Raw genomic sequence first — 21,658 nt, 5'->3', positions numbered from 1 at the left:
CGAGGGTCAGCAAGTCGCTGTGCTCGCGGTGATGCACACCAAGCGCCACCCGCGACGCTGGATGGGTAGACTCTAGCGCGACCGCCGCTGCCGGGCTGAAGCCCGACCTACACCGACCGCGGCCCGGCCAGCAGGTCGGGCAGGCGCGGGGCACGCGACAGGGCCATCGGTACTGGGCCTGGGCCGCGCAACCGAGCAGTACGGGGTTTGCAACCCAGTTCCGTACATTTGGGGAGTCGTCGACGAAGCCTTGGCTGTTGGCTTCAGCTAGAACGTTTCGGACGGGGCGCATGCAGCGTCCGGCCAAGTCAAAGGATCAAGGGGTCAGCGTCCTAGCCACGCGGAAACCGAGGTTGAAGTCCCGGTAGCCGGTGCCGTTCCCGTTGCGGTTGGCGGAACGGAGGAACTGGGGACTGTCGTCCCAGGAACCGCCGCGCAGCACGCTCCACCCACTGTCTTTGCAAGAATCCCGCCATTCCGATTCGTCCTTCGGTGCACCGGTGTAACTGTCATGATAACAGTCCTGCACCCATTCCCAGACATTGCCGTGTACGTCGTAGAGGCCCCAGCGATTGGCGGGGTAGCTGCCGACCGGCTGAGTCTTCTCATGGGAAACCCCGGTCTTGGCGCCGCAGCCGTTGTAGTCGTACCTGCCGTCATAGTTCGCTTGATCGGTGTTGATACAGCGACCGGTACTGAACGGCGTTTTGGTCCCCGCCCGCGCCGCATATTCCCATTCGGCCTCGCTCGGCAGGCGATAGGCCGTACCGGTTTGGACGCTGAGCCATTCGACGTATGCTTGGGCGTCATCCCAGGACACATCGATCACCGGGCGGGTGCCGCGGCCCCACCCTGCATCCTCCGGCCGTTGCTTACAACCGTTGGCGGTGACACAGGCATCCCATTGGTCGAAGGTGACCTCGGTCTTGCCGAGTTCAAAGGCGGGGACCTGGACTTGGTGTTGTGGGCCTTCGTCGTCTGCCCTTTCTGGCTCGCTGGCCGGGGACCCCATCAGGAAGGTGCCGGCGGGGATTGAGACCATCTCGGGCTCGAACTTGGGGTCAAAGGGCTGGCGGGGTTGCTGGACTGCGCCGCGCTGATCCACCTCAGGAGTCATGGAATCCACTGGGTCAGCCGCCTGGTGCTGTCCGTCGCCCCAGAGTGACAGGCCACCGACGCTGACGATGACGAGCAAGACCCCGGCTAGGACCGCCTCGGCGAGGTGGGGGCCTTTGGGCTTGGCTTGGGGTCGACTGGTCACGGGACGACGGGCAGCGACCTTGGGCGGTGCGGCCGGTGCGCTCGCGCGTGGAGGCGGCGTGGCCGCGTGCTCCGCTGTCTGGCGCGGCCACAGGGCGGCCTGGAGGGCGGGCACGTCCAGTGGGCGGTTCTCGGGTTGCAGCGCCAGGGCTCGGTTGAGGGTATCGCTCAGTGCCTGGGAGACCCCGCGGGCGCCGGCGGGGACCAGGTCGTCGCCGGCCATGCGGTCGTTGGCCGGCGGCGGGGTCTGGCCGGTGACCATGCGGTAGAGCACCGCACCCGCCGCGTAGACATCGGTCCAGGCGCCTTGCTTGCCCTTGCGGGTGTATTGCTCGAAGGGGGCGTAGCCCTCGGAGACGAGGACCGAGAGTGAGCGGCTGCGCTCGCCCATGGCCTGGCGGGCGGCGCCGAAGTCGAGCAGGATGGGACGCACTCCGCCGCCGTCCATCTGGGCCAGGTAAATGTTCTGGGGCTTGATGTCGCGGTGCAGGAAACCCTTGGCGTGGACCGCGCGCAGGCCGTCCAGGATGGGCTGCATCAACAGCAGGGCCTCGGACTCCGCCAGGCGTCCGCCCTTGCGGTCGAGATAGTCCGCCAGCGTCAGACCAGCGTAGTACTCCATCGCCAGACAGGCGGTGCCGTTGGCCTCGAAGACCTGATGGACGCGCACGATGTTGGGGTGGTCGAGCCGCGCCAGGGTGCGCGCCTCGGCCAGGAACTGCTCCAGACCGTAGCGGAAGGCGTCGGCGTCTTCGCGCGAGTGCGGCGCGATGGTGGCACGGTCGGTGCCCCGGCCGGCCAACTCCCGCGGCAGGTATTCCTTGATGGCGACGCGCCGGTGCAGGCCCAGATCCCAGGCCAGATAGGTGATCCCGAAGCCGCCGGGCTTACCGAGCACCCGCCCTATCAGGAATTGCCCATTGAGCAGGGTGCGATGGGGCAGCAGCAGCGGCGCCCGCTCGGCCTGTTCGTCGTAGCCGCAGTGCGGGCAGGGATTGGCGCCGCCCTTCTCGGCAAAGCAGCCGGGGCAGAGGTGGTCGGCGTTGGGCTCGGTCATCGGGTGCATCCTGGCGGTGGCGGCGCGCGCCGCGGATTATAGACCTCGTACCTGATCCAGATAGACCCTTGGTGTAGGGGCGGGTTTGAAACCCGCTCCTACGTCCGGTTATCACGTCCGAATGCTATATCACCCGGATTCGCGAAAATCACACACAGCGACCCTGTGGGAGCGGCGTCCGCCGCGACGGGGCCTGGCGCATCGCCGCAGCGTTCGAGGTCACCGCGGCACCGCATCGCGGCGGGACGCCGCTCCCACGGGAGGCACTTCTCGTCCGGAGCGCAGCGTAACCCGACGGGACTAAATCAATTTGTCATAGGCCCCGTAGAGGTCGATCCACACCCACACAAGTGATTCAAAGGGGCGTGCAGCGTCCGGCTTGGAAATCGTCGTCAGCCCGCTTTGCGGCAGCATCAAACTTGCCAGCTAAACTATCTGCCTCGATCTGTTTATCCAATTGATTAGAAAGATATTCTTCGAACCACTGGGCAAATTGCTCAAGCGCATTCGGCGGAAGCCGGGTCACGGCGTCTTCGATTTGATCGACGGTCATTGGACGTTACCTCAGCGGGATTCGGTGGACTGCGCTAGCGCTTGTCCACCCTACGGGGCTAACGTCCGCCCGCATATAGACGATTGATCAGGTTGGTGAGGGTGTAATGACCGGCCCGGTTCAGCGCGGATTCCTCCCGTGCCTGGACCAGGTTCATCAGCAGCACCAGGATGGCGCTCTCGACCAGGGCCACCAGGGTGGTGTAGAAGCTGATGCCCAGCGCCTTGGCGATCTCGCCCAGGGGCTGCTCGTCGGCCGCGGGGTCGATCAGGTTCATGGCGAGCGAGATGCCGATGACGGTGCCGATGAAACCGATGGTGGGGATGACCCACACCAGGTAGCGCAGCATGGCGTAACGCAGGTCGAGCCGGTGGTCGATCAGCTCCAGGCTGCTGTTCATGACGCTCACCGTCTGATCGACCGAGCGACTGGCGCGGAACTGCAGGATGCACAGATCGATCAGGCTCGGCAGGAAGCCGTGCTCCGCGTCGTAACGGTCGGCGACCCGCGCGCGGATGGCGGGCAGGTCGTGCTCCTGAAGGATGACGCGGTAGTCCTCCGGCAGCAGGCCCTCGCGGTTCATCGCCTGCTCGCGCTCGGCGATGCGCCAGCGGCAGTAGACCTCGCCCAGGCCGACGAAGAACAGCAGATGCATCAGGTTCTGCACCGTGAACGGATAGACGAAGGGCGAGTTCGGCGCCAGGATAGCGTTGTGGTCCAGGATGACGACCGCGGCGGGGCCGCCGGCGGGCAGCAGCAGACTGAGCAGGCCGATGAAGAGCACCCCCGCGAGGAGCGACAGGCCCAGGATCAGGAGGCGGTTCGGCTGGTTCCACAACCGGTTCATCGGCCGCACTCCGGGCAGGGCGCGCCGATGGTCTTGACGGCGCCGCAGTCGCAGCGCTCCAGGTGGCGTCCCTGCACCGGCGGCGGCCCCTCCTGGACGGGGGCGGGCGGTTCGGGCATCCGCGGGTACTTGAGCCGCGCCGCCTCCAGGATCTCGCGGACCGTCAGCGTCACCTCGCCCAGCCGCACCCGGTCCATGGGCGAGACCAGTTGCTGGTGGATGCGCTGCTCGCTGCCTCCCGGCAGCAGTCGAAAGGTGCCGTTGCGGCTCTTGCAGTCCGTGAGTAGGAGTTTGCCGGCAGGCAGAAAGGTCAGTTCCGCATGACGGCCGCTCACGGTCTCGTGCGCCAGCGCGATATCGCACTCGCGGTCACGACCGATCAGCAGTTTGGTCGGGGATGCGCCCATCGGGGGTTCCTCCTGGATGGCGTTGACAGACCGGGTTCCAATGCCGCGAAGCCGTTGGGGCGACCTGGAGCCCCCCAACGCCATCATGAGCGCCGCGACGCGTCGGCGATTCCAAGTTCGGGCGGCATCGTGCGACCCCTGGTGGATGCGGCGCGCGCGACCGCCGTGCCAGGTCCCCGACACCGAGCGGCGCGCCTTATCCACCCTACAGCGGCGTCGGTTTCGTAGGGTGGATAAGCGCAGCGCATCCACCCTCAGCCTCGCCGCCGACAAGCTGCCTACGGCGGCCACCCAAATTTGGAACTGCCGGCGACGCGCCCGCTGATGACCAGGTTCAGTTAAATGGTGTACCCTCTGCGGCCTGCTGGCAACCACGTTTCGGAGGAATTTGAATGGCAGGCAACGGTAGCGCCTCGGTGCTCGGGATCATCGGCGGCAGCGGTGTCTATGACATCGAAGGGCTGACCAACAAACGCTGGGAGCGCATCGACTCGCCCTTCGGCGCACCCTCCGACGCATTGCTGTGCGGCGAACTGCACGGGCAGCCCATGGTATTTCTGCCGCGCCATGGCCGCGGACACCGGATTCCGCCGTCCGACATCAACTTCCGCGCCAACATCGACGCCCTCAAGCGCGCCGGGGCCACCGACGTGATCTCGGTCAGCGCCGTGGGTTCGTTGCGCGAGCATCTGCGGCCCGGCATGTTCGTCATCGTCGATCAGTTCATCGATCGCACCTTCGACCGCGTCAAGAGCTTTTTCGGCACCGGTCTGGTGGCCCATGTCTCGATGGCGCACCCGGTGTGTCACCGACTGGGCGACCATCTCGAGGCGGCGGCGCGCGAGTCCGGCATCGAGGTGGCGCGCGGCGGCACCTATTTGGTGATGGAAGGGCCCCAGTTCTCCAGTCTGGCCGAGTCCGAGCTCTACCGCAGTTGGAACTGCGACGTCATCGGCATGACCAACATGCCCGAGGCCAAACTGGCACGGGAGGCCGAACTCTGCTACGCCACAGTAGCCATGGTCACCGATTTCGATTGCTGGCATCCGAACCACGACGACGTCACTGTCGATGCCATCGTCAAAGTGCTGCTGGCCAATGCCGACAATGCCCGCGGCCTGGTGAAGCAGGTCGCGCCGCGCCTGCACGGCGATGCCGACGCCGCCGCCTGCAGTTGCCGCCGCGCGCTTGAACATGCCCTGATCACACCGCCCGAGGCGCGCGATCCCGAGGTCGTCCGGCACCTGGATGCGGTGGCCGGCCGCGTGCTGAATCCCCGCTAACTGTCTTTCGGAAAAGATCCATGCCCATCAAGTCGCGCATTCGCACCGTTCCCCATTATCCCAAGCCGGGCGTGATGTTCCGTGACATCACGACCTTGCTCAAAGACCCGGTCGGCTTTCGCATCACCATCAATGAGCTGGTCAATCGCTACACCGCGGAGAAGATCGACCGGGTGGCCGGCATCGAGGCGCGCGGCTTCATCATCGGCGCGGCACTGGCGTACCAACTGGGTGTCGGCTTCGTGCCGATTCGCAAGAAGGGCAAGCTGCCGGCGGAAACCGTCGGCCACGATTACGACCTGGAATACGGCACCGATCGCATCGAGATGCATGTCGACTCCGTGTCCCAAGGCGAGCGGGTGCTGCTGGTCGATGACCTGATCGCCACCGGCGGCACCGCCACGGCGGCCTGCAAGTTGATCGAGAGCATGGGCGGCAAGATCGTCGAATGCTGCTTCGTCATCGACCTGCCCGATCTGGGCGGCCGCCAGCGGCTCGAAAAGCATGGGCAGAAAGTGTTTGCGTTGTGCGAGTTCGAAGGCGATTGAACCCCTGGCCGGCTTGCCGGAAACAAAGCGCTGCCGCTACTCCGCCATGATCTGAGGGCCGTAGCCTTAGTCTCAGACGCCGTGCCGGCCACAGCGATCACCCAGACAGTAGGATTCGGTGAGGAACGAACCGCATCCTACAAGCGACTTGGTGGCCGGAACGATGATCAGTGCCGGCGGACGGGTCTTCTGGCTTAGCTACCTCGATACACCAGGGACATTGGTCAGTGCTATTCGATATCCCATCTTGTTGGCTACGAGCGGCAGCAAGCGCTCGGTCGCATGCAATATCGTACCGTCGTAAGGGAGCGGCTCCTCCGGGTAGTCGTCCCAGCCCCAAGGCTGCGTCAGCAAGGGTAGGAGCGCCTGCGTGCGTGCCCAGAACATGGTGCCGATCGGGAACCAGAAATAGCGCTCCGGTAATTCATCGATATCCAGACGCTTTGCCAACTCGGCGGCGATCGTCCGATTGTCAGTCCAGCCACAGAGGTTCGGATCATCAGGGAAGACCAGCCCGAGCGATTCATCTGCCGTCATCGCGGAAATGATCTTCGCTGCCATCGGATACTGTCCACCGAGGAGATTCTCAAGCAGGAATTCCGACCAGAGCCGGCTAAATTCAGGGTCTTTCAGGTCAGGTGTCTTCTTGGTGTGAAGGTGGCCGATCAGGTCATACCGGGAGAGAATCAAGGAACCAAACTCGGTCACCAGAGGACCGATATCGCGGCCTCGGTTTGGCGTAATCCGAATGTCAACGACATTCCTTCCGAATTGACTCAACAAGGATCGGATATCGTCCGCGGCGGTTTGCGATGAAGCGCTGATCAAAAGGTCTAAGTCGAGATCCTGCCCCTCGAGTCGACGCAGGATGTCTGGGACAAGATCGGTATAGTACGCATGGATGTGCAGCGCCACCCGCAATCGTTGTGTCGTAACAGCAACGGGTGAGGATGGCTCGATCACCGGACAAAGCCAAGGACCGGTTGGTCTGCCGGCGGCAATAAAATCGGCAAGCGGATTTCTGGCTTCGCCAGCGATGCCGTGCTGGTCGAGGTAAATGCCTGGATGAAAACCAGGGAACGGCTTGCGCCGCTTGCACCCGCTCGCCCATGATCGCACAAAGGTACGGATGACCTCGGCCATTGGCGTCGCGCAAGACTTGGGTTCGAGAAAGAAATCAACCCGCAGAACCTCTGCACTCTCTATCAGGATGCAATCCTTCTGCTCCATGGACTGCCTCGCCGCGCAGTCACAAGCGATTTGATCAAGGCGCTCAACATAGGTCTCCATGTCGAATAGCTCTGCTCCGAGTACTTTGAGTCCGCGGCCAACCTCCAGCCGCAGTGCGGGGCTGTCGATTAAATCAACAAGCCGCCGCGCCGCCTCTTCGATATCCAGATAAGGAGCCACACAGGTCGCAGCGAAGCCGTTCTCGGTCAGCAGATCGGCAATCCCAGTGGTACGGTCGAAGCAAACAATCGGCAGTTGATAGTAAGCCGCATCGATGGCAACGTTGGGTAGTGGATCCAGGCGGGAGCTCAGGAGGAATATATCCGCCAACTCATATACCACATCAACGCGCATCGTTTCGCCCGCAAAAACCATCAGTCCGTCGAGCCCCGCCCGGCTCAGTTGATCCCGGAGATAGACCGAATAAGCGACATCCTTCTCGGGGTCGAAGCCATGGCCAACCCAAACGAACCGGAACGGGCAATGCGGATGAAGCGCTGCCACCCGAGCCGCGCACGCAATAAAAAAATCTACCCCCTTACGTATATGAACGAAGCCCATGCCAAGGACGACGACCGTGTTCTCCGGCAGCGAAGACGGGCGCATCAGCCGGCTGATCCGGCGGGCCTCCCAATCATACTCCAACGGCGACCGATCGGGTCGCGGGGGGATCGTTCGACCTTGTCGCAAGATCACCGGATGGCGCTCTCCAAGAGCCTGACATACCTCTTGCGCATTCGCCCTGACGATCGCCGCAGAGAACACCACTTCGCTCGCCCAAAAGACGACATCAGAAACAGCGTTTAGCGGTCTGGTATAGGATGCGAACTCATGAATAAGACATAGGGTTGGTACAAACAGCCGTGCCAAGATGGGCAGCACGACACGCGATTCGATACTGTTGACAATCGCAAACGTTGGTTTGATCTCAGGAATCAGTTTCGCCAACACACCACCAGTAATCACCGGATTGTATGGCTCTTCGAGTGGCCCGATGACGATATCGCACTGTTTCCGGTAATCAGCTATCAGCTCGCCGGACCCGAGAACAAGAGCGATGACATTGTATTTTTTTCGCAGTTGATGGGCAATATGCAGTGCAAGGATCGGCGCACCGGTCCGCGACGCTTCGTGACTGATAACGAGTACTGTTGATTTAGCCGCATCGAGGTGACAGAGCTCTCCGTGAATCACCGGAACCGGGGGGGTCCCGAGCCTTCCCTCACGCTCACCCCGAGTGATATAGTGTTGATGAGCGTCAATACCGCTGACAGCGACGTCCGGGTATGCACGTAGATAGAATTCGGCGTCAAACGCGCGATCAGAGGCGCCAGTAACGGGAGCCACCGTATTTTCCGGTCCGGGCGTCCCTGGCGTCCTTGGCGTCTGTCGAAATTCGAGGCGATTACGACTCAACCACAGCGCCCGCAATGGCGCGGTAATACGCCAAGAGGTCGATGCAAGAAGAGCGTTGATCGCAGTCTGCGATTCGCTTGTCTCCTGCGTCAGTTCGGCCACCTTTTGTTTGAGCCCGACGATCTGGGCGTCGTAGTTGAACAAGGTCTGATCTAGGGCGGCGATCTGTGAGTTGCGCTCGGCCAACTGCCGCTTGATCGCTGCCAGTTGACCGTCGGGTTCGCTCAACTCCTGTTGGTGCGGCAGGACCGCCTCCTGCAGCTCATTACTGCCACACTGCTGCACGACCTCCGCACCTCTGGCCTCGAAATATTTGATCAGCATACTCTTTTCGGATGACTCCGGGTCGAGCCAGTCTAAATGAAAATTATTTTCGCCGGCGGTGAGTTGTAATACGCCAAGGCCGTGGGAGTGGACAAATTCGAGGCTCAGTGGATACAGCCGAGCGAGATCCCCCCAGAATCGCCAAGTCCCAAAGCCCCGCTCTGTTACGTTCGTATTATGAAATAGGACGACAGCAGAAGGCGTCAGCTTGGGGAGCCAGGTCTCGAAGTCATGCTTGATCGCCTCGTAGTCTTGGCGGCCGGCGAGGTGCAACAGGTCGATAGACTTGTCGGAGAAGCAGCGCGCTGCCTGGTCGAATGTCATGCGCAACAAGCTCGAGATATGGCTATATATTTGCTGGTTGTGTTGTTGCACGTCAACAAAGACATCTTTTCCATTACTTCCGGCGTCGTCATCACCTTCCCAGGTATCTACCGCATAGCACTTTGTTTCCAAGTCATTAGCCGTTACCGCCCGGCAAAAATTGAAATACGACTGACCCCGATGGGTGCCGAGCTCAACTATTACGCTGGGCTTGAGTAATTGAACAAGCCAGATCGCAAAAGGAATATGACCGCTCCAGGTGCTGGCGTGACCTCGCAGGTCGGGTTTGACGAGTGATGATTGCAGAAGCGATTTGTATTCCATAGCTTTGTCAATACGACTGAAGTTTCTTTCTCTTGATTTGACTACAATATAAGAAATGCACAATATACAACTTGAAAATATTAGCGGCGTCCCGCCGCGATTAGGTCGCCCGACGGCCAGGGGTCCGCGATGTCGCCCGGTCACGCTGACGGGCGACCTACAGTCTCTCAGGTCGGTGGCGGGATGGTGATCAAGGCCGGCATCACGGCCGCAACCGCGCCAACTTCGGCAAATCCCGGCCGTCGAGGAGCTGCATGACCCCGACGGCGATGAGACCGCCGATCACGAGTGTGAGATAGAGGGCCGCCGCGGGCTGTTCCATCAGGGCAAAGCCGAGCAGGCCGAGGCCGGCCGCGGCCTCGCTCACGCCATAGCGTCGGCGTTTGGCCGCCGCCACGCCGGGGACGGCGGATTTGGGCGTACGCACGAACTCGCTGCGATATCCCACCAGGGCTTCCAGCCCGGCCCGGGAGTTTGAGATCAAGAGCCCGGTCGACAGGAACAGGGCGGCGACAATCTCCAGGGGCGCACCCGAGCGATTCTCACGGGTGGTTCCCAGCAACAGAAATCCGACAGTCCCGAGGATGCCGACCAGGGAGGCCCACACCGCCGCCGCGGCGAGTGCCGGTCCGGCCACCACCGCGCCCGCGATATAGGGGAGTCCCAGCAGGGTGCAGGAGGCGCCGATGAGATAGGCCAGGGGTTGACCCATCTCCAGGGTCAGCATGAGCTTATGCCGGAATGACAAGGCACTGCTGCGCCAGACGCGGGGCGTCAGCTTGAGCGCGCACTGCACGAATCCTTTGGTCCAGCGAAACTGCTGCGCCCGCCAGGCCGGCGCGGAGGCCGGCAGGGCGCCGGGGACGGTCACATCGATCAGGAAGGCCGACCGCCACCCGCGCAGCCGCGCACGCACGCTGAGATCCAAATCCTCGGTCAGGGTGTCGCCCTGCCAGCCACCGGCATCGTCGATGGCGGCCCGCCGCCACACCCCGCAGGTGCCGTTGAACGGCAGGAACAGACCGAGCCGCCAGCGCGCCTCCTGCTCGACCCGAAAATGGGCATCCAACAGCCGCGCCTGGATGCGGGTCAACAGATTCTCGGGCGCGTTGAGGTGGGTCCAGCGGGCCTGGACGTACGCCATGACCGGGTTCGCCTCCAACACCGCCAGGGTGCGCCGCAGAAAATCCGGCGGCGGGATGAAATCCGCATCGAAGATGGCGACATAAGGTGCGGCACAGCGCTTCAGACCCGCGGCCAGGGCGCCCGCCTTGAACGCGGTGCGGTGGGTGCGATGCAGCAACTCGATCCGGAAACCTTGCCGTTTCAGGTCCGCGACCGCCTGACGACTCAGGGCGCAAGACCCGTCGGTGCTGTCATCGAGGACCTGAATCTGCAAGCGGTCGCGCGGCCAGTCGAAAGCAGCCACCGCGCCCAGAATGCGCCGGACCAGGGCTCCTTCGTTGTAGAGCGGCACCTGCACCAGGACCTGAGGGAGGTCGGCACCGTCCAGTCGGGCGCGCACGCCGCGCCGTTCGCCGACCAGCAATCGGGCGGCGGCGAGCACGACGAGGTTCAGCGAGAGCACGCTCAAGACGATCAGACCAACCGTAACCAGGTGATCCAGGGCAGGGACGGATGCGAGCATGGAGAAACCCTTTGGTTGACGACTAAACCGCGCCCAGCGCGGTATGCGATGTTTTTTGATGAGATCGGCCCCGGCAGACGCAACGATTGCTGGATCTGGCGCGGTTTAACGTTTTAAAAAATATCAATTTTAAACCGCGTCTCCACCGAGGTTGGTGAAATCCCCAAGGCCGAACACACCATGAAAATCACGCATTTCGCGCTGGACGCGGGTTAAACTTCGCAAAACCGCATGGACTCGCTGACGAGCCGGGCACGCAGGGTATCCATCGCGGTCTCCAGGTCGATCCGGCCTCGGAAGCCTAGCAGGATGCAGGCGTCTGCGCCCAGATGGGGCAGGCTGAACATCTTGAGCTGCGGGAACGCCTCTCCCAGGTCGCGCATCAGCGGGATCAAGGCGCTCTCCGGGACACCCAGCACCTGCACGGCCGACTCGCGCACCAGATCCGCGGTCCCGTAATGCGTTTCCAGCACCCATTCGGCCATGGGCCAGGCCATTTGCGGAAACCCCGGCAGAAACCAGTGTCCGGACACGGAGAATCCGGGGATCTGATTGAATGGATTGGGAATCAGCTCAGCGCCCGCGGGCAGATCGGCCATCAGGATGCGGTGTGGATAGGCCGCATCTCCAAAGCGTGCTTCGATCAGGTCCCGCGCGCCCGGGTGGCGCACCAACGCCACGCCGGCCGCCGCGGCGGCGCCGGCGCGGGTGTGATCATCCGGGGTGGCGCCGATCCCGCCGCAGACGAACACCGGGTTGGTCCGCGCCATGGACCAGCGCAAATGCGCTTCCAGCACCGCCGGGTCATCCGGCAGCAGCCAATGCCAGGACAGCGCGTGTCCGCGCTCGCCCAACAGCGTCTTGAACGTCCGCAGATGCTGATCGGTGCGCGCGCCGTTCAACACCTCGTCACCAATGACGATGAGCCCGAAGCCAATAGGTCCGAGGCTGGACCGGCGCGCAATATGCATGGTTGAGGTGACCGCCAAAACGAAACTCCAGCACTTGCTTTCGCGTTCAATTGCTACGATTGGGGTTTTCAGGTTATTTTCATTTTGCGACCTGAATCACGACTCAGGCCTGGCCGCCGCACCATACTGCCTTAAGGTTTGCCAGGAATTGGGACGCCACACAGCACAAACAAGCCCCAAGGCACTTCAGCCGGGACGGCCATCTTGAACAACGCGCATCGCCAAGCCCTGTCTTGGCTCGTTTCCCTGACCCTGTTTTGCGGGACCGCCCAGGCCGCAACCCTGACCATCGGCGCCGATGCGCCTTACCAGACGCTTGCCGCGGCTTATGCGGCGGCCCAACCGGGCGATGTGCTGGAGATCGCCGACGGGCGCACCTACAACGAGAGCCTCTCGATCCTCAAGGACGATCTGACCCTGCGCGCCGCGCCGGGTACCGCGCCTACCATCCGCGGCAAGGCGGCCAGCCATGGCGCGGCCATCTTCATCGCCGCCGATGGGGTCACCATCGAGGGGCTGACCCTGGACGGCATCGACCGCAGCGGCCGGGTGCTGGCCACCCTGGCGCCGACGCGGCTGATCATCCGCGACAACGTGATCCGCAACGGCGCCTACGGCATCTTCGCGCTCTACACCCTGGGTGACCCCCAAGGTTTCCGGATCGAGCGCAACGACCTCTATGACAATGCCTCCGACCTCTGGCTGCACAATGTCAGCGGCGCCTGGGTGGCGAACAACAGCGTCCATTCCAATTCAGGTTCCGGCATCGGCATCGGCGGCTATTCCTCGCGCATCCAGGTGGTCGGCAATCAGGCTTACGCGGACCTGCCGCCCACGCAACTGCGCTCCCGTTACGGCATCCTGGTCTCCGGTGATGACAATCTGGTGGAGCACAACGAGGTCCACGGCTCGGTGCAGGGCATCTGCCTGAGCTGGAGCGCCGGCAATCAGGTTGTCCGCAACCGTGTGTACGACAATCTCCAACAGAACTTCGCGCTGATCGGCGCACTCGACAACCGGCTCGAGGGCAACCTCGACTTCTTCACCGGGACCCAATTCGCGGGCGGCATGTCGATCTATCTGGCCAATGCCAGCCACAACACCATCAGCCAACACTCCTCGATCGGTGCCGGGCGCGGCATCTGGTTCACGCAGAATTCCGGGGCCAGCCTCGACAACCGCGTGCTTGACTCGGTGTTCGTCGGCGACCCGACCACCGGCCGTTACGGCCTGGATGCCACCGCGGCTTCAGTGGCCCAGACGCAACTGAGCCATCTGGCGATCCATGGGTTTCGCGCGGCCTTGGGCGGCGGTCTCGCGGTCGCCAATCTCTACCCGACCGACCCCCGCCTGACCACCGATTACCGGCTGAGCACCGACAGTTGGGCCTTGAGCGCCGGCAGCCTGGGGCAGCATCTGGGTGCCTACGGCGCCGGGCTGGACCGCATCGACCGCGATCTGGACAGCGTGGCGGACCTGGCCGCATTCACCCGTTTCAATATCCCGGCCACGGCCCTGGCCGCCGGCGGCCTGGAGATCGCCGATCCGCAAGACGGGGTGCAGCGCGACGCCGGTCTGCTGAGCCTTGCCGCGCTGTCCGGCAATCTGGACGTGATCGTCGAGTACCGCGATCATGCGCTCCTGAACACCGGCTATCAGGCCAAGCTGGCACTCTTGCTGGCTGGAGCGGACTACGACTGGGCGACCGACCAGCCGACGGCCCGTCTCACCCACACCATTCACGACAGCAGCAACTGGTCCTGGCACACCTTTGCGGAGCCCGGCGGCCCCAACTACAACTACAACCACAGCGGACGACTGCAAAGCGGCTACCTGCGGCTCACCCGGCAGGATGGACTGATCAGTGCCTTCGTCTGGGACTCGGATCACTGGCAGGCCCTGGCCGGCGAAGGGCTGGGCGTGACCAGCCCGGCCCCGCTGCGGGTCGGCCTGCGCATGCTCAGCAATTGGAACGATGACTACGCGGTGCGAATCGAGCGCATCCAGATTCAGTCGGATACCGACGGCGACGGACTCCTGGATGCCGAGGAGGACGTGATCGGCACCTTCCCGGACCTCGCCGACAGCGATGCGGACGGCACCCCGGACGGCGCCGAACTCGCCCCGCGCGACGCCCGGACCCAGTCCCCGACGCCGGCGCCACTGGCCGGCGACGCGGCCGTCCGGCTGCACTGGTTCAGTGACGCACAGCACCGACGCTTCATCCTGGCCCACAACCTTACCGGGGCCGCGGCCGCGGTCGCGTTCCCCGTGGCGGGTATCGCGGCCGTGCAAGTCCCGCTGGAGGGGATCGCGGTGCAGCCGAGTGACGGTCAGCTCAGCGACACGCTGCCGGCGTTCGCCCGCCGACTCTATCGGATCGCCGAGGATGCCGCGCTCCTGCTCCCGGCACCACCCGCGACGCCCCTGGTCCAACCGCGCGACGGCCCCTGGACCCTGGATCTCAGCACTTACGTGCTCGACCTCCACGGGGCCTCGCCGCTGACCTTCAGCCTGGTGTCGCTCGATCCGACCGCCCTCACCGGCACCCTGACCGGCTCCAGCCTGCACCTCACCCCGACCGCTGCCGCCTGCGGTCCGAGCAGCATTCGCTTCAAAGTCGTCAACGATTTGGGAGATGAAGCAATGGTGGACCTCGTTGTCCAGAGCCTGGGCGACGCCGGTCCCAACCTGCTGGTCAACGGCAACTTCGAACAGCTCGGCGCGTCCAGCGGGCAGATTCCAGGGTGGATCTACAACATCTGGAGTGGCACGGCAGAGTTGGTGCAGGACAGCAACGCGCAGGAAGGTCAGCACGCCGCCCGCCTCCAGGGCCTTGGCACCAGTAAGAGCGCGATCCGCCAGACTCTGACGCTGAGTCCGGGGCGCTATCGGTTGAGCGCGCGGGTCGCCTCCTGGGACCTGCGGCCCGGCGAGTACGATCGCACCAGCCTGCTGTATGTGAGTGGAACCGGCGGTGCCGACCTGTCGCTGCCGCTGGTCGGCGGCGACAGCGACTGGACTACCGCGGAGCTGATTCTCACGCTCACCGAAACCCGCAGCGTCTCGTTCTATTTCTTCAACTATGGCTCGGGCTACCTGTGGGTGGACGACGTGCGGCTGCAGACACTCGAACCCTGTGCCGCCGATGCGGATAACGGCCGGTTGGTCGGCCCGACCGGCGACCCGCTCGACTTCCTGCCGCCGGTCACCGCGTCCGACCTGCTGCTCGCCGGCTATTGCACCGACCCGGGAATGGCCGACACCCTGATCTGCCGGCGGCTGGCCGGTGTGGACCCGACGACGCTGACCAAACCGCGCGCCGCCGGCCCACTCACCATCGCCGGTTTCGATCCCTGGGCCGCGGTCGGGGACACGGCCGGTTACCTCAATCTGGGCGCCGCGGTCACTCTGCCGACCGACTGGAGCGGCCACGACTACCTGGAAATTCGTCTCACCAATCCGGGCACCGCCACCCTGGACGGGATCGTGGAGATCCGCGATCAACACACCAGGGACTACTGGTCACGGGTCAACTGGTACACCCAGTTCGTCCCCGGCGAGCAGGTCATCCGCATTCCGCTCCAGGTCTTCGTCGGCGAGAAATCAGTGATCCAGCAGCGCCGTCGGCTCGATCTGACGGCCATCACCCATCTGTTCGTCGACGTGCTGGAGCCTGGCCAGGTCTTCGTGCAGGACGTGCGGCTCACCCTGGAGCCGCCCTATCAGCATGACTTCGCACGCCTGCTCAAGCTCGATCCGGGCACCGACGTCAGTCCGATCATGCATGGCTTCACCGCCCTCACCCCGGCTTCGACCTATCGGCCTGAGTTCGGCTTCGGTCTGACCTCGGCCACGGGGTTACGCGCCGAGGACCGCCAACACCCGGACGAACTGCTGCGCGACTGGATCTCCATCCCGTCCGGCGACCTCAGCGTCACGCTGCCCAACGGCCGCTATCATGTCTGGATGATGCTGGAAGACCCCGGCTACTGGGAATACGTCCAGAGTTACAGTTGGCGCGCGGTCTCCGCCGAGGGCTTGCTCGAGTACAGTGACACCATGAGCGCGGACAGCCTCTGGTCGCGCCTCTTCGCGCACGCCGCCGCGGAAGACCTGCCGGGCGACGCGATCTGGCAGCGCTATATCCCGGACCGCTACCAGCCGGTGGAATTCACCGTCGAGGTCGGGGACGGCAAGTTGGATCTGAGCTTCACCTCGGGCAGCTATTACACCTATGCCAACACGGTCTCCGCGCTCTTGATCTGGCCCGCGGCGGACGAGGCCCAGGGCCAGGCCTTCGTGGCCGAGCTGTGGCAGCGGCTGCGTGCCCATTTCGACACCGAGTATGTTCAGACCCTGCCCGCGGCCAGCCCGCACCCGGTGCCCGCCGCAACGGCGGTCCCCGGTCTCCTGGTCTTCCAGCGCAACCCCGAGGACGATATCCAGGCGCACGATTGGCCGACGGAAACCGAACTGGTCGAGGCGCTCGACCTGAATCTCGCCCGCGGTGAGTTCGAACCCCTGACCCTGGGACTCTATGCCAAAACCAACCTGACCCTGACCCGAGCCGAACTGACCCTGCCGGGGCTCGCAACCCAGGCACTGAGCGTCCGCAACAAGATCCGCCGCACCGCGCCGGGCGGGGTGCGCTACAGCGCCCTGCCCCATCTGCTCGACGACCTGGAACTGCCGCTCGAACTCCCGGCCAATGCGGCGCGACGCCTCTGGTTCGTGGTCCAGGCACCCGTGGACACGCCTTTGACCCAGGTCGCGGGCACCCTGGCATTGGACTTCGCCAACGGCGCGTCGGTCACCCTGCCGGTCAGCGTGCGGATCAGCCCCTTCGTGCTGCCCGCGGCCGACATCCCCTTCGGCTACCTGGGGGTCCTTCCGAACTACCCGTCCAGCGCCTTCCCGGACGCCGTGGACGCGCGCGCCCTGGCCGACCTGGGACCCGCGGTCCAGTTGGTCGGCGACCATGCCATGACGGCGTTCAGCGGCGGACGCGGCGGCCCGGCCTTCAGCGGCTACGGCGTCGGCGGCGTCCAGATCGACTGGGCGCGGTTCGACTCGGTGATGGCGGCGGCAACTGACGCCCTCCCCTTCGCCCCGCTGACCTATGGCGGACTGGCACCGAGCGGCGGACTCGGATTCGAAACCTACGCGGTCACCGACACCCTGACCCGGTACGGCAAGCCCCACACCCAGGTGCTCACCGACGTCCTGGGCGCCGTGCGTACCCGCTGTGCGGCCCAGGGTTGGCCGGAGCCCGTCTACACCGTCGGCGACGAACCCGGCGAGACCAGCCTGCCCCAGGTCACCGCCTTCGCGGACGCCATCCAAGCGGCCGGATCACGCACCGCGGTCTTCACCAGCTTCACCGCCGCCGACGCGCCCAAGGCGATCCTGGCGAACCATGTGGACCAAGTCTATCTGACCCACCACAACGCGGCGGCCATGCAGCACATCCTCGCGCAGGGCCACGCCTGCGGAACCTACAACCTGGGCGGCCGCTATGCCCGCGGGATTTACCAGTTCAAGCTGCGTCAACTGGGCTGCCGCGCCGGGTTCTACCAATTCGCGTTCGGCTCCAGTCACGGCGATATGTACTACGCCCTGGACGGCCGCGAGGACGATCTGGTCGCGGCCCTGCCGAGCGCCGAAGCCGGCAAGCTCATCCCCACCCTGGAAGTGGAGCGCTTCCGCGAGGCGGTCGACGACTACCGCTACCTGCTCGCCCTGGAACAGGCCATCGCGGCACCGGTGAATCCGCAAGCCGCGGCCACCGCCCGCGTCTGGCTGGACAACCTGATGGCGGGCCTCACCGTCGACCATACTGAACTCGCGGACCCGCCGTTCGATGCCGCGGATCTCGACGCGATTCGCGCCGTTGCGCGGCAATTCATCATTGAGGTTTTGGGGCTGTCGACGGAATAGGGCACGCGTCACCGGCGGGGACTCCCCGCCGGGCACCCCGCGCGTGCGGGTGGGCGAGTCGGCCTTGATCACGTACCCGATTTAAGCGACGCACTCTCGACCTCTTCGTGCGTCATAACGCACGAAGGGTAAATAGTAAACGAGTTCCGGGCGAGTTCCGGGGACAGTTTACTCAATTCCGGCGTCCTTGATCATCGTCTCGGCCGCAAGAAGACCGGAGGTCGAGGCTTCAGCCGGTGGACCTCGCGTCTGAGCGACCCTTGTCCGGGTAAAGCGATTCCCAGGAGTAAAGATCCCGACCGCGCATGCCTGCAAGATCCGTAGGGGCAACTGTAGGGGCGAATTAATTCGCCCCTACACGCCGGCCTTGGTCATGAACCCGGCCACCGCGCGATCTGCACGGTCGTTGGTCCGCACAGCGGACCCTACAGGTCACGGTGTTACCGTAGGGTCCGCTGTGCGGACCGTCCGCTATGCGGACCCTCCGCGGCCGGCCGGAACCATGATCAAGGCCCGGCTCGCCCTGAGACAGGCCATCAAGGCGCCGGCGAGCCCGCAAGCCGCGGGGCAACCGCCCGTGGCTGGCTGGCTGAAGAACCGGATGGCGGGCCTCACCGTCGACCCCGCCATACGAGGTCGCCGATTGCCAGCCGTCCCAAGCGTCGGCTCTTTGACACCCCAGGTAACGCGTAGTAGCCTCGCTACAGGGTTGGCATCCGCGCGAAGGTTTCGGAGCAAACGATCAGCAGGCCCTGTCGGTGTCACGCGGTACGCGCAACCGCGGAGCGGCTGACCGGTGACACCGACCTGCGTGACAGACAAGAATATAAGGAGCAGCCATGGGCGCACGGGAAGACCTGGGACGGATGTTCCAGCAGGCATTCAAGAATATCGATGACGTCCTCTGGAAAGAGGCCGGTTGCACCACCGAACTCGACTATACGGAGCAGACCTCCTGGCTCCTGTTCCTGAAATATCTCGACGACCTGGAGGGTGACCGGGCGACCGAGGCCGAGCTCGAAGGCCGGGTCTATGACTACATCCTGGAAGAGCAGTACGAATGGGACAGTTGGGCCGCGCCCAAGGGGCCGGACGGCACCCTCGACCACCAGCGCGCCCTGACCGGAGACGACCTGGTCGACTTCGTCGAGCGCAAGCTCTTTCCCTATCTGCACGGGTTCAAGCGCCGCGCGAGCGGACCCAACACCATCGAATACAAGATCGGCGAGATCTTCGGCGAGATCAAGAACAAGGTCCGCAGCGGCTACAATCTGCGCGAAGTCATCGACCAGATCGACGGGCTGCGCTTCCGCTCGCAGGTGGAGAAGCACGAGCTCTCCGCGCTCTATGAAGAGAAGATCAAGCGAATGGGCAACGCCGGGCGCAACGGCGGCGAGTATTACACCCCGCGCCCGCTCATCCGCGCCATGGTGCAGGTGGTCGCGCCCAAGGTCGGGGAGCGCATCTACGACGGGGCCTGCGGCTCCGCGGGCTTTCTGTGCGAGGCCTACGACTACCTGGCCGCCCGACCCGAGATCTCAACCACGGATCTTAAGACACTCCAGGAGCGCACTTTCTACGGCAAGGAAAAGAAGTCACTCGCCTATGTGATCGCGATCATGAACATGATCCTGCACGGCATCGAGGCGCCGAATATCGCCCATACCAATACGCTTGCCGAGAACCTCGCCGACGTGCAGGACCGCGACCGCTTCGACGTGGTACTGGCCAATCCCCCCTTCGGCGGCAAGGAGCGCAAAGAGGTCCAGCAGAACTTCCCGATCCGCACCGGCGAGACCGCCTTCCTGTTCCTCCAGCACTTCATCAAGACGCTCAAGGCCGGCGGACGGGGCGGAGTCGTCATCAAGAACACCTTCCTCTCGAATTCGGACAACGCCTCGGTGTCGCTGCGCAAACTCCTGCTGGAAAGCTGCAACCTGCACACCGTGCTCGACTGTCCGGGCGGCACCTTCCAGGGCGCCGGGGTCAAGACCGTGGTGCTCTTCTTCGAGAAGGGTGCACCGACGCGCCAGGTCTGGTATTACCAGCTCGACCCTGGGCGCACGCTGGGCAAGACCAATCCGCTGAACGATGGCGATCTGGCCGAGTTCGTGGCGCTTCAGAAGACCCGAGCCGACTCGCCGAAAAGTTGGACCCTTGACGTGTCGGGGGTCGATGCGGCGACCTGCGACCTGTCGGTGAAGAATCCGAATGGCGGCGAGGCGGTTACGCATCGGAGTCCGCAGGCGATCATGGACGAGATTGCGGCGCTTGATGCGGAGAGTGCGGAGGTGTTGGAGAAGATCAGGGCACTGCTATGAAAACGGATTGGCAAAGTAAATCATTGGGCGAAGTGTGCGACGTCGTGAACGGCGGAACGCCTAAGACTGGCGTTCCGGAATACTGGGGTGGAGAACATCGCTGGATTACACCTGCCGAAATGGGCAAGCGCCCCACCCACTATGTCGACGACACCGAGCGCAAGATTTCCGATCTCGGTCTCCGTGATAGCTCGGCGCGGCTGTTGCCCTCTCACTCTGTCATTCTTTCTTCGCGTGCTCCAATTGGCCACTTGGTTATCAATACTAAGCCAATGTCTACGAACCAGGGCTGCAAAGGTTTGGTTCCAGCGAAGGAACTTCACCACAAGTTTTTATACTACTATCTCTCCAGCATCGTTGAGATGCTCGACTCGCTAGGCACTGGCGCGACCTTCAGAGAACTGTCAGCCGGAAAGCTAAAAGAGATAGCCGTACCGATCCCTCCGCTTCCCGAACAACAGCGCATCGTCGGCATCCTCGACAAAGTATTTGAGGGAATCGTTGTCGCCAAGGCAAACGCCGAAAATAACCTCAAGAACGCTCGCGCGATCTTTGAGAGTGAATTAGATGCGATCTTTACTCGAGAAGGGAAAGAATGGGAGCAAAAGAAGTTAGGAGACGTGTGTGAGTTTGAGAACGGTGATCGCGGAAAAAATTACCCAAACCGATCCGAATATGTGGAATCGGGCATACCCTGGATTAACACAGGGCATATCGAACCGGATGGAACTCTGTCTATTCGTGAGATGAACTATATTACTCGGGAGAAATTCGATTCTCTTCGTAGTGGTAAGATTAAGTCAGGAGACTTGGTTTATTGCCTGCGTGGTGCAACGCTCGGGAAAACCGCAATAGTTGATCCTCTCACTATAGGCGCTGTTGCGTCCTCGCTGGTCATCATCCGCCCTGGCGACTTAGTCGACTCCCGGTTCCTTTACTATTTTCTAACCAGTCCATTCGGCCAGCGCCTTATCAAACTTTATGACAATGGCGCTGCTCAACCGAATCTTGGAGCAAAGAGCGTCGCTAAGTATAGGATAGCAATCCCGACGCCAGCGGAGCAAAGAGTCATTGCGGAAGATCTCGACTACCTCCGCGCAGAAACGCAAAACCTCGAATCGACCTACCGCCGGAAGCTCGAACAACTCGACGCTCTCAAGAAGTCGCTCCTGCACCACGCCTTCACTGGCCAACTCTGAAAACGA

The 21,658-nt window shown here is 63.4% G+C and carries 12 protein-coding genes; 5 read left to right on the top strand and 7 right to left on the bottom strand.

Annotated features, from left to right (window positions below):
- Positions 1–316: 316 nt before the first annotated feature.
- The 4 genes from A39O_RS43055 to A39O_RS41460 all read right to left on the bottom strand — a co-directional run bounded on the left by A39O_RS43055 (position 317) and on the right by A39O_RS41460 (position 4,124).
- Positions 317–2,317, bottom strand: coding sequence for a bifunctional serine/threonine-protein kinase/formylglycine-generating enzyme family protein (locus A39O_RS43055; RefSeq protein ID WP_051088919.1), 2,001 nt, complete (start codon positions 2,315–2,317; stop codon positions 317–319).
- 355 nt (positions 2,318–2,672) lie between these two features.
- Entirely contained in the window at positions 2,673–2,870 is a 198-nt protein-coding gene (locus A39O_RS0130425; RefSeq protein WP_020508420.1) for a hypothetical protein, read from the bottom strand.
- 58 nt (positions 2,871–2,928) lie between these two features.
- Positions 2,929–3,717, bottom strand: a complete 789-nt coding sequence (locus tag A39O_RS0130420) for a MotA/TolQ/ExbB proton channel family protein (RefSeq protein WP_020508419.1) — start codon at positions 3,715–3,717, stop codon at positions 2,929–2,931.
- Positions 3,714–4,124, bottom strand: coding sequence for an FHA domain-containing protein (locus A39O_RS41460; RefSeq protein ID WP_026199863.1), 411 nt, complete (start codon positions 4,122–4,124; stop codon positions 3,714–3,716). Before A39O_RS41460 ends, A39O_RS0130420 begins: the two co-directional genes overlap by 4 nt.
- 392 nt (positions 4,125–4,516) lie before the next feature.
- On the opposite strand from A39O_RS41460, the gene A39O_RS0130410 reads away from it, so the two are divergent.
- Together A39O_RS0130410 and A39O_RS0130405 are read left to right on the top strand one after the other, a co-directional pair.
- Positions 4,517–5,407 (top strand): S-methyl-5'-thioadenosine phosphorylase, encoded by an 891-nt coding sequence (locus tag A39O_RS0130410; protein ID WP_020508418.1) that lies wholly within the window; start codon positions 4,517–4,519, stop codon positions 5,405–5,407.
- Positions 5,408–5,427: 20 nt separating this feature from the next.
- Complete coding sequence (locus tag A39O_RS0130405) at positions 5,428–5,955, top strand: adenine phosphoribosyltransferase (protein WP_020508417.1); 528 nt, start codon at positions 5,428–5,430, stop codon at positions 5,953–5,955.
- A 198-nt stretch (positions 5,956–6,153) separates the two neighbouring features.
- Here A39O_RS0130405 and A39O_RS35865 read toward each other — a convergent pair whose 3' ends face one another.
- The 3 genes from A39O_RS35865 to A39O_RS0130385 form a co-directional block, all read right to left on the bottom strand.
- Complete coding sequence (locus tag A39O_RS35865) at positions 6,154–9,573, bottom strand: rhamnan synthesis F family protein (RefSeq protein WP_083924996.1); 3,420 nt, start codon at positions 9,571–9,573, stop codon at positions 6,154–6,156.
- Positions 9,574–9,775: 202 nt separating this feature from the next.
- Entirely contained in the window at positions 9,776–11,221 is a 1,446-nt protein-coding gene (locus tag A39O_RS0130390) for a glycosyltransferase (protein ID WP_020508414.1), read from the bottom strand.
- Between the two features lie 212 nt (positions 11,222–11,433).
- Positions 11,434–12,192: a competence/damage-inducible protein A gene (locus tag A39O_RS0130385; protein WP_040529189.1), complete on the bottom strand. Its 759-nt coding sequence runs from the start codon at positions 12,190–12,192 to the stop codon at positions 11,434–11,436.
- A 204-nt stretch (positions 12,193–12,396) separates the two neighbouring features.
- Between A39O_RS0130385 and A39O_RS0130380 the strand changes: the two genes are divergently transcribed.
- From A39O_RS0130380 to A39O_RS35860, 3 genes are all read left to right on the top strand, one after another.
- Positions 12,397–18,132, top strand: a complete 5,736-nt coding sequence (locus tag A39O_RS0130380; RefSeq protein ID WP_026199862.1) for a right-handed parallel beta-helix repeat-containing protein — start codon at positions 12,397–12,399, stop codon at positions 18,130–18,132.
- A gap of 866 nt (positions 18,133–18,998) precedes the next feature.
- A complete protein-coding gene (locus tag A39O_RS0130375) occupies positions 18,999–20,453 on the top strand; it encodes an N-6 DNA methylase (protein ID WP_026199861.1) in 1,455 nt (484 codons plus the stop codon).
- Positions 20,450–21,652, top strand: coding sequence for a restriction endonuclease subunit S (locus tag A39O_RS35860; RefSeq protein ID WP_083924993.1), 1,203 nt, complete (start codon positions 20,450–20,452; stop codon positions 21,650–21,652). Before A39O_RS0130375 ends, A39O_RS35860 begins: the two co-directional genes overlap by 4 nt.
- Positions 21,653–21,658 lie beyond the last annotated feature (6 nt).

It is taken from the genome of Lamprocystis purpurea DSM 4197 (assembly GCF_000379525.1).
Taxonomy (GTDB): Bacteria; Pseudomonadota; Gammaproteobacteria; order Chromatiales; family Chromatiaceae; genus Thiodictyon; species Thiodictyon purpureum.
Note: the sequence above shows the minus strand (reverse complement) of the source record. Positions and strands in the feature narration are given on the sequence as shown.

Coding starts and splice junctions, on each gene's coding strand:
- A39O_RS43055 (WP_051088919.1), bottom strand. CDS start 2,317: ATGACCGAGCCCAACGCCGACCACCTCTGCCCCGGCTGCTTTGCCGAG.
- A39O_RS0130425 (WP_020508420.1), bottom strand. CDS start 2,870: ATGACCGTCGATCAAATCGAAGACGCCGTGACCCGGCTTCCGCCGAAT.
- A39O_RS0130420 (WP_020508419.1), bottom strand. CDS start 3,717: ATGAACCGGTTGTGGAACCAGCCGAACCGCCTCCTGATCCTGGGCCTG.
- A39O_RS41460 (WP_026199863.1), bottom strand. CDS start 4,124: ATGGGCGCATCCCCGACCAAACTGCTGATCGGTCGTGACCGCGAGTGC.
- A39O_RS0130410 (WP_020508418.1), top strand. CDS start 4,517: ATGGCAGGCAACGGTAGCGCCTCGGTGCTCGGGATCATCGGCGGCAGC.
- A39O_RS0130405 (WP_020508417.1), top strand. CDS start 5,428: ATGCCCATCAAGTCGCGCATTCGCACCGTTCCCCATTATCCCAAGCCG.
- A39O_RS35865 (WP_083924996.1), bottom strand. CDS start 9,573: ATGGAATACAAATCGCTTCTGCAATCATCACTCGTCAAACCCGACCTG.
- A39O_RS0130390 (WP_020508414.1), bottom strand. CDS start 11,221: ATGCTCGCATCCGTCCCTGCCCTGGATCACCTGGTTACGGTTGGTCTG.
- A39O_RS0130385 (WP_040529189.1), bottom strand. CDS start 12,192: ATGCATATTGCGCGCCGGTCCAGCCTCGGACCTATTGGCTTCGGGCTC.
- A39O_RS0130375 (WP_026199861.1), top strand. CDS start 18,999: ATGTTCCAGCAGGCATTCAAGAATATCGATGACGTCCTCTGGAAAGAG.
- A39O_RS35860 (WP_083924993.1), top strand. CDS start 20,450: ATGAAAACGGATTGGCAAAGTAAATCATTGGGCGAAGTGTGCGACGTC.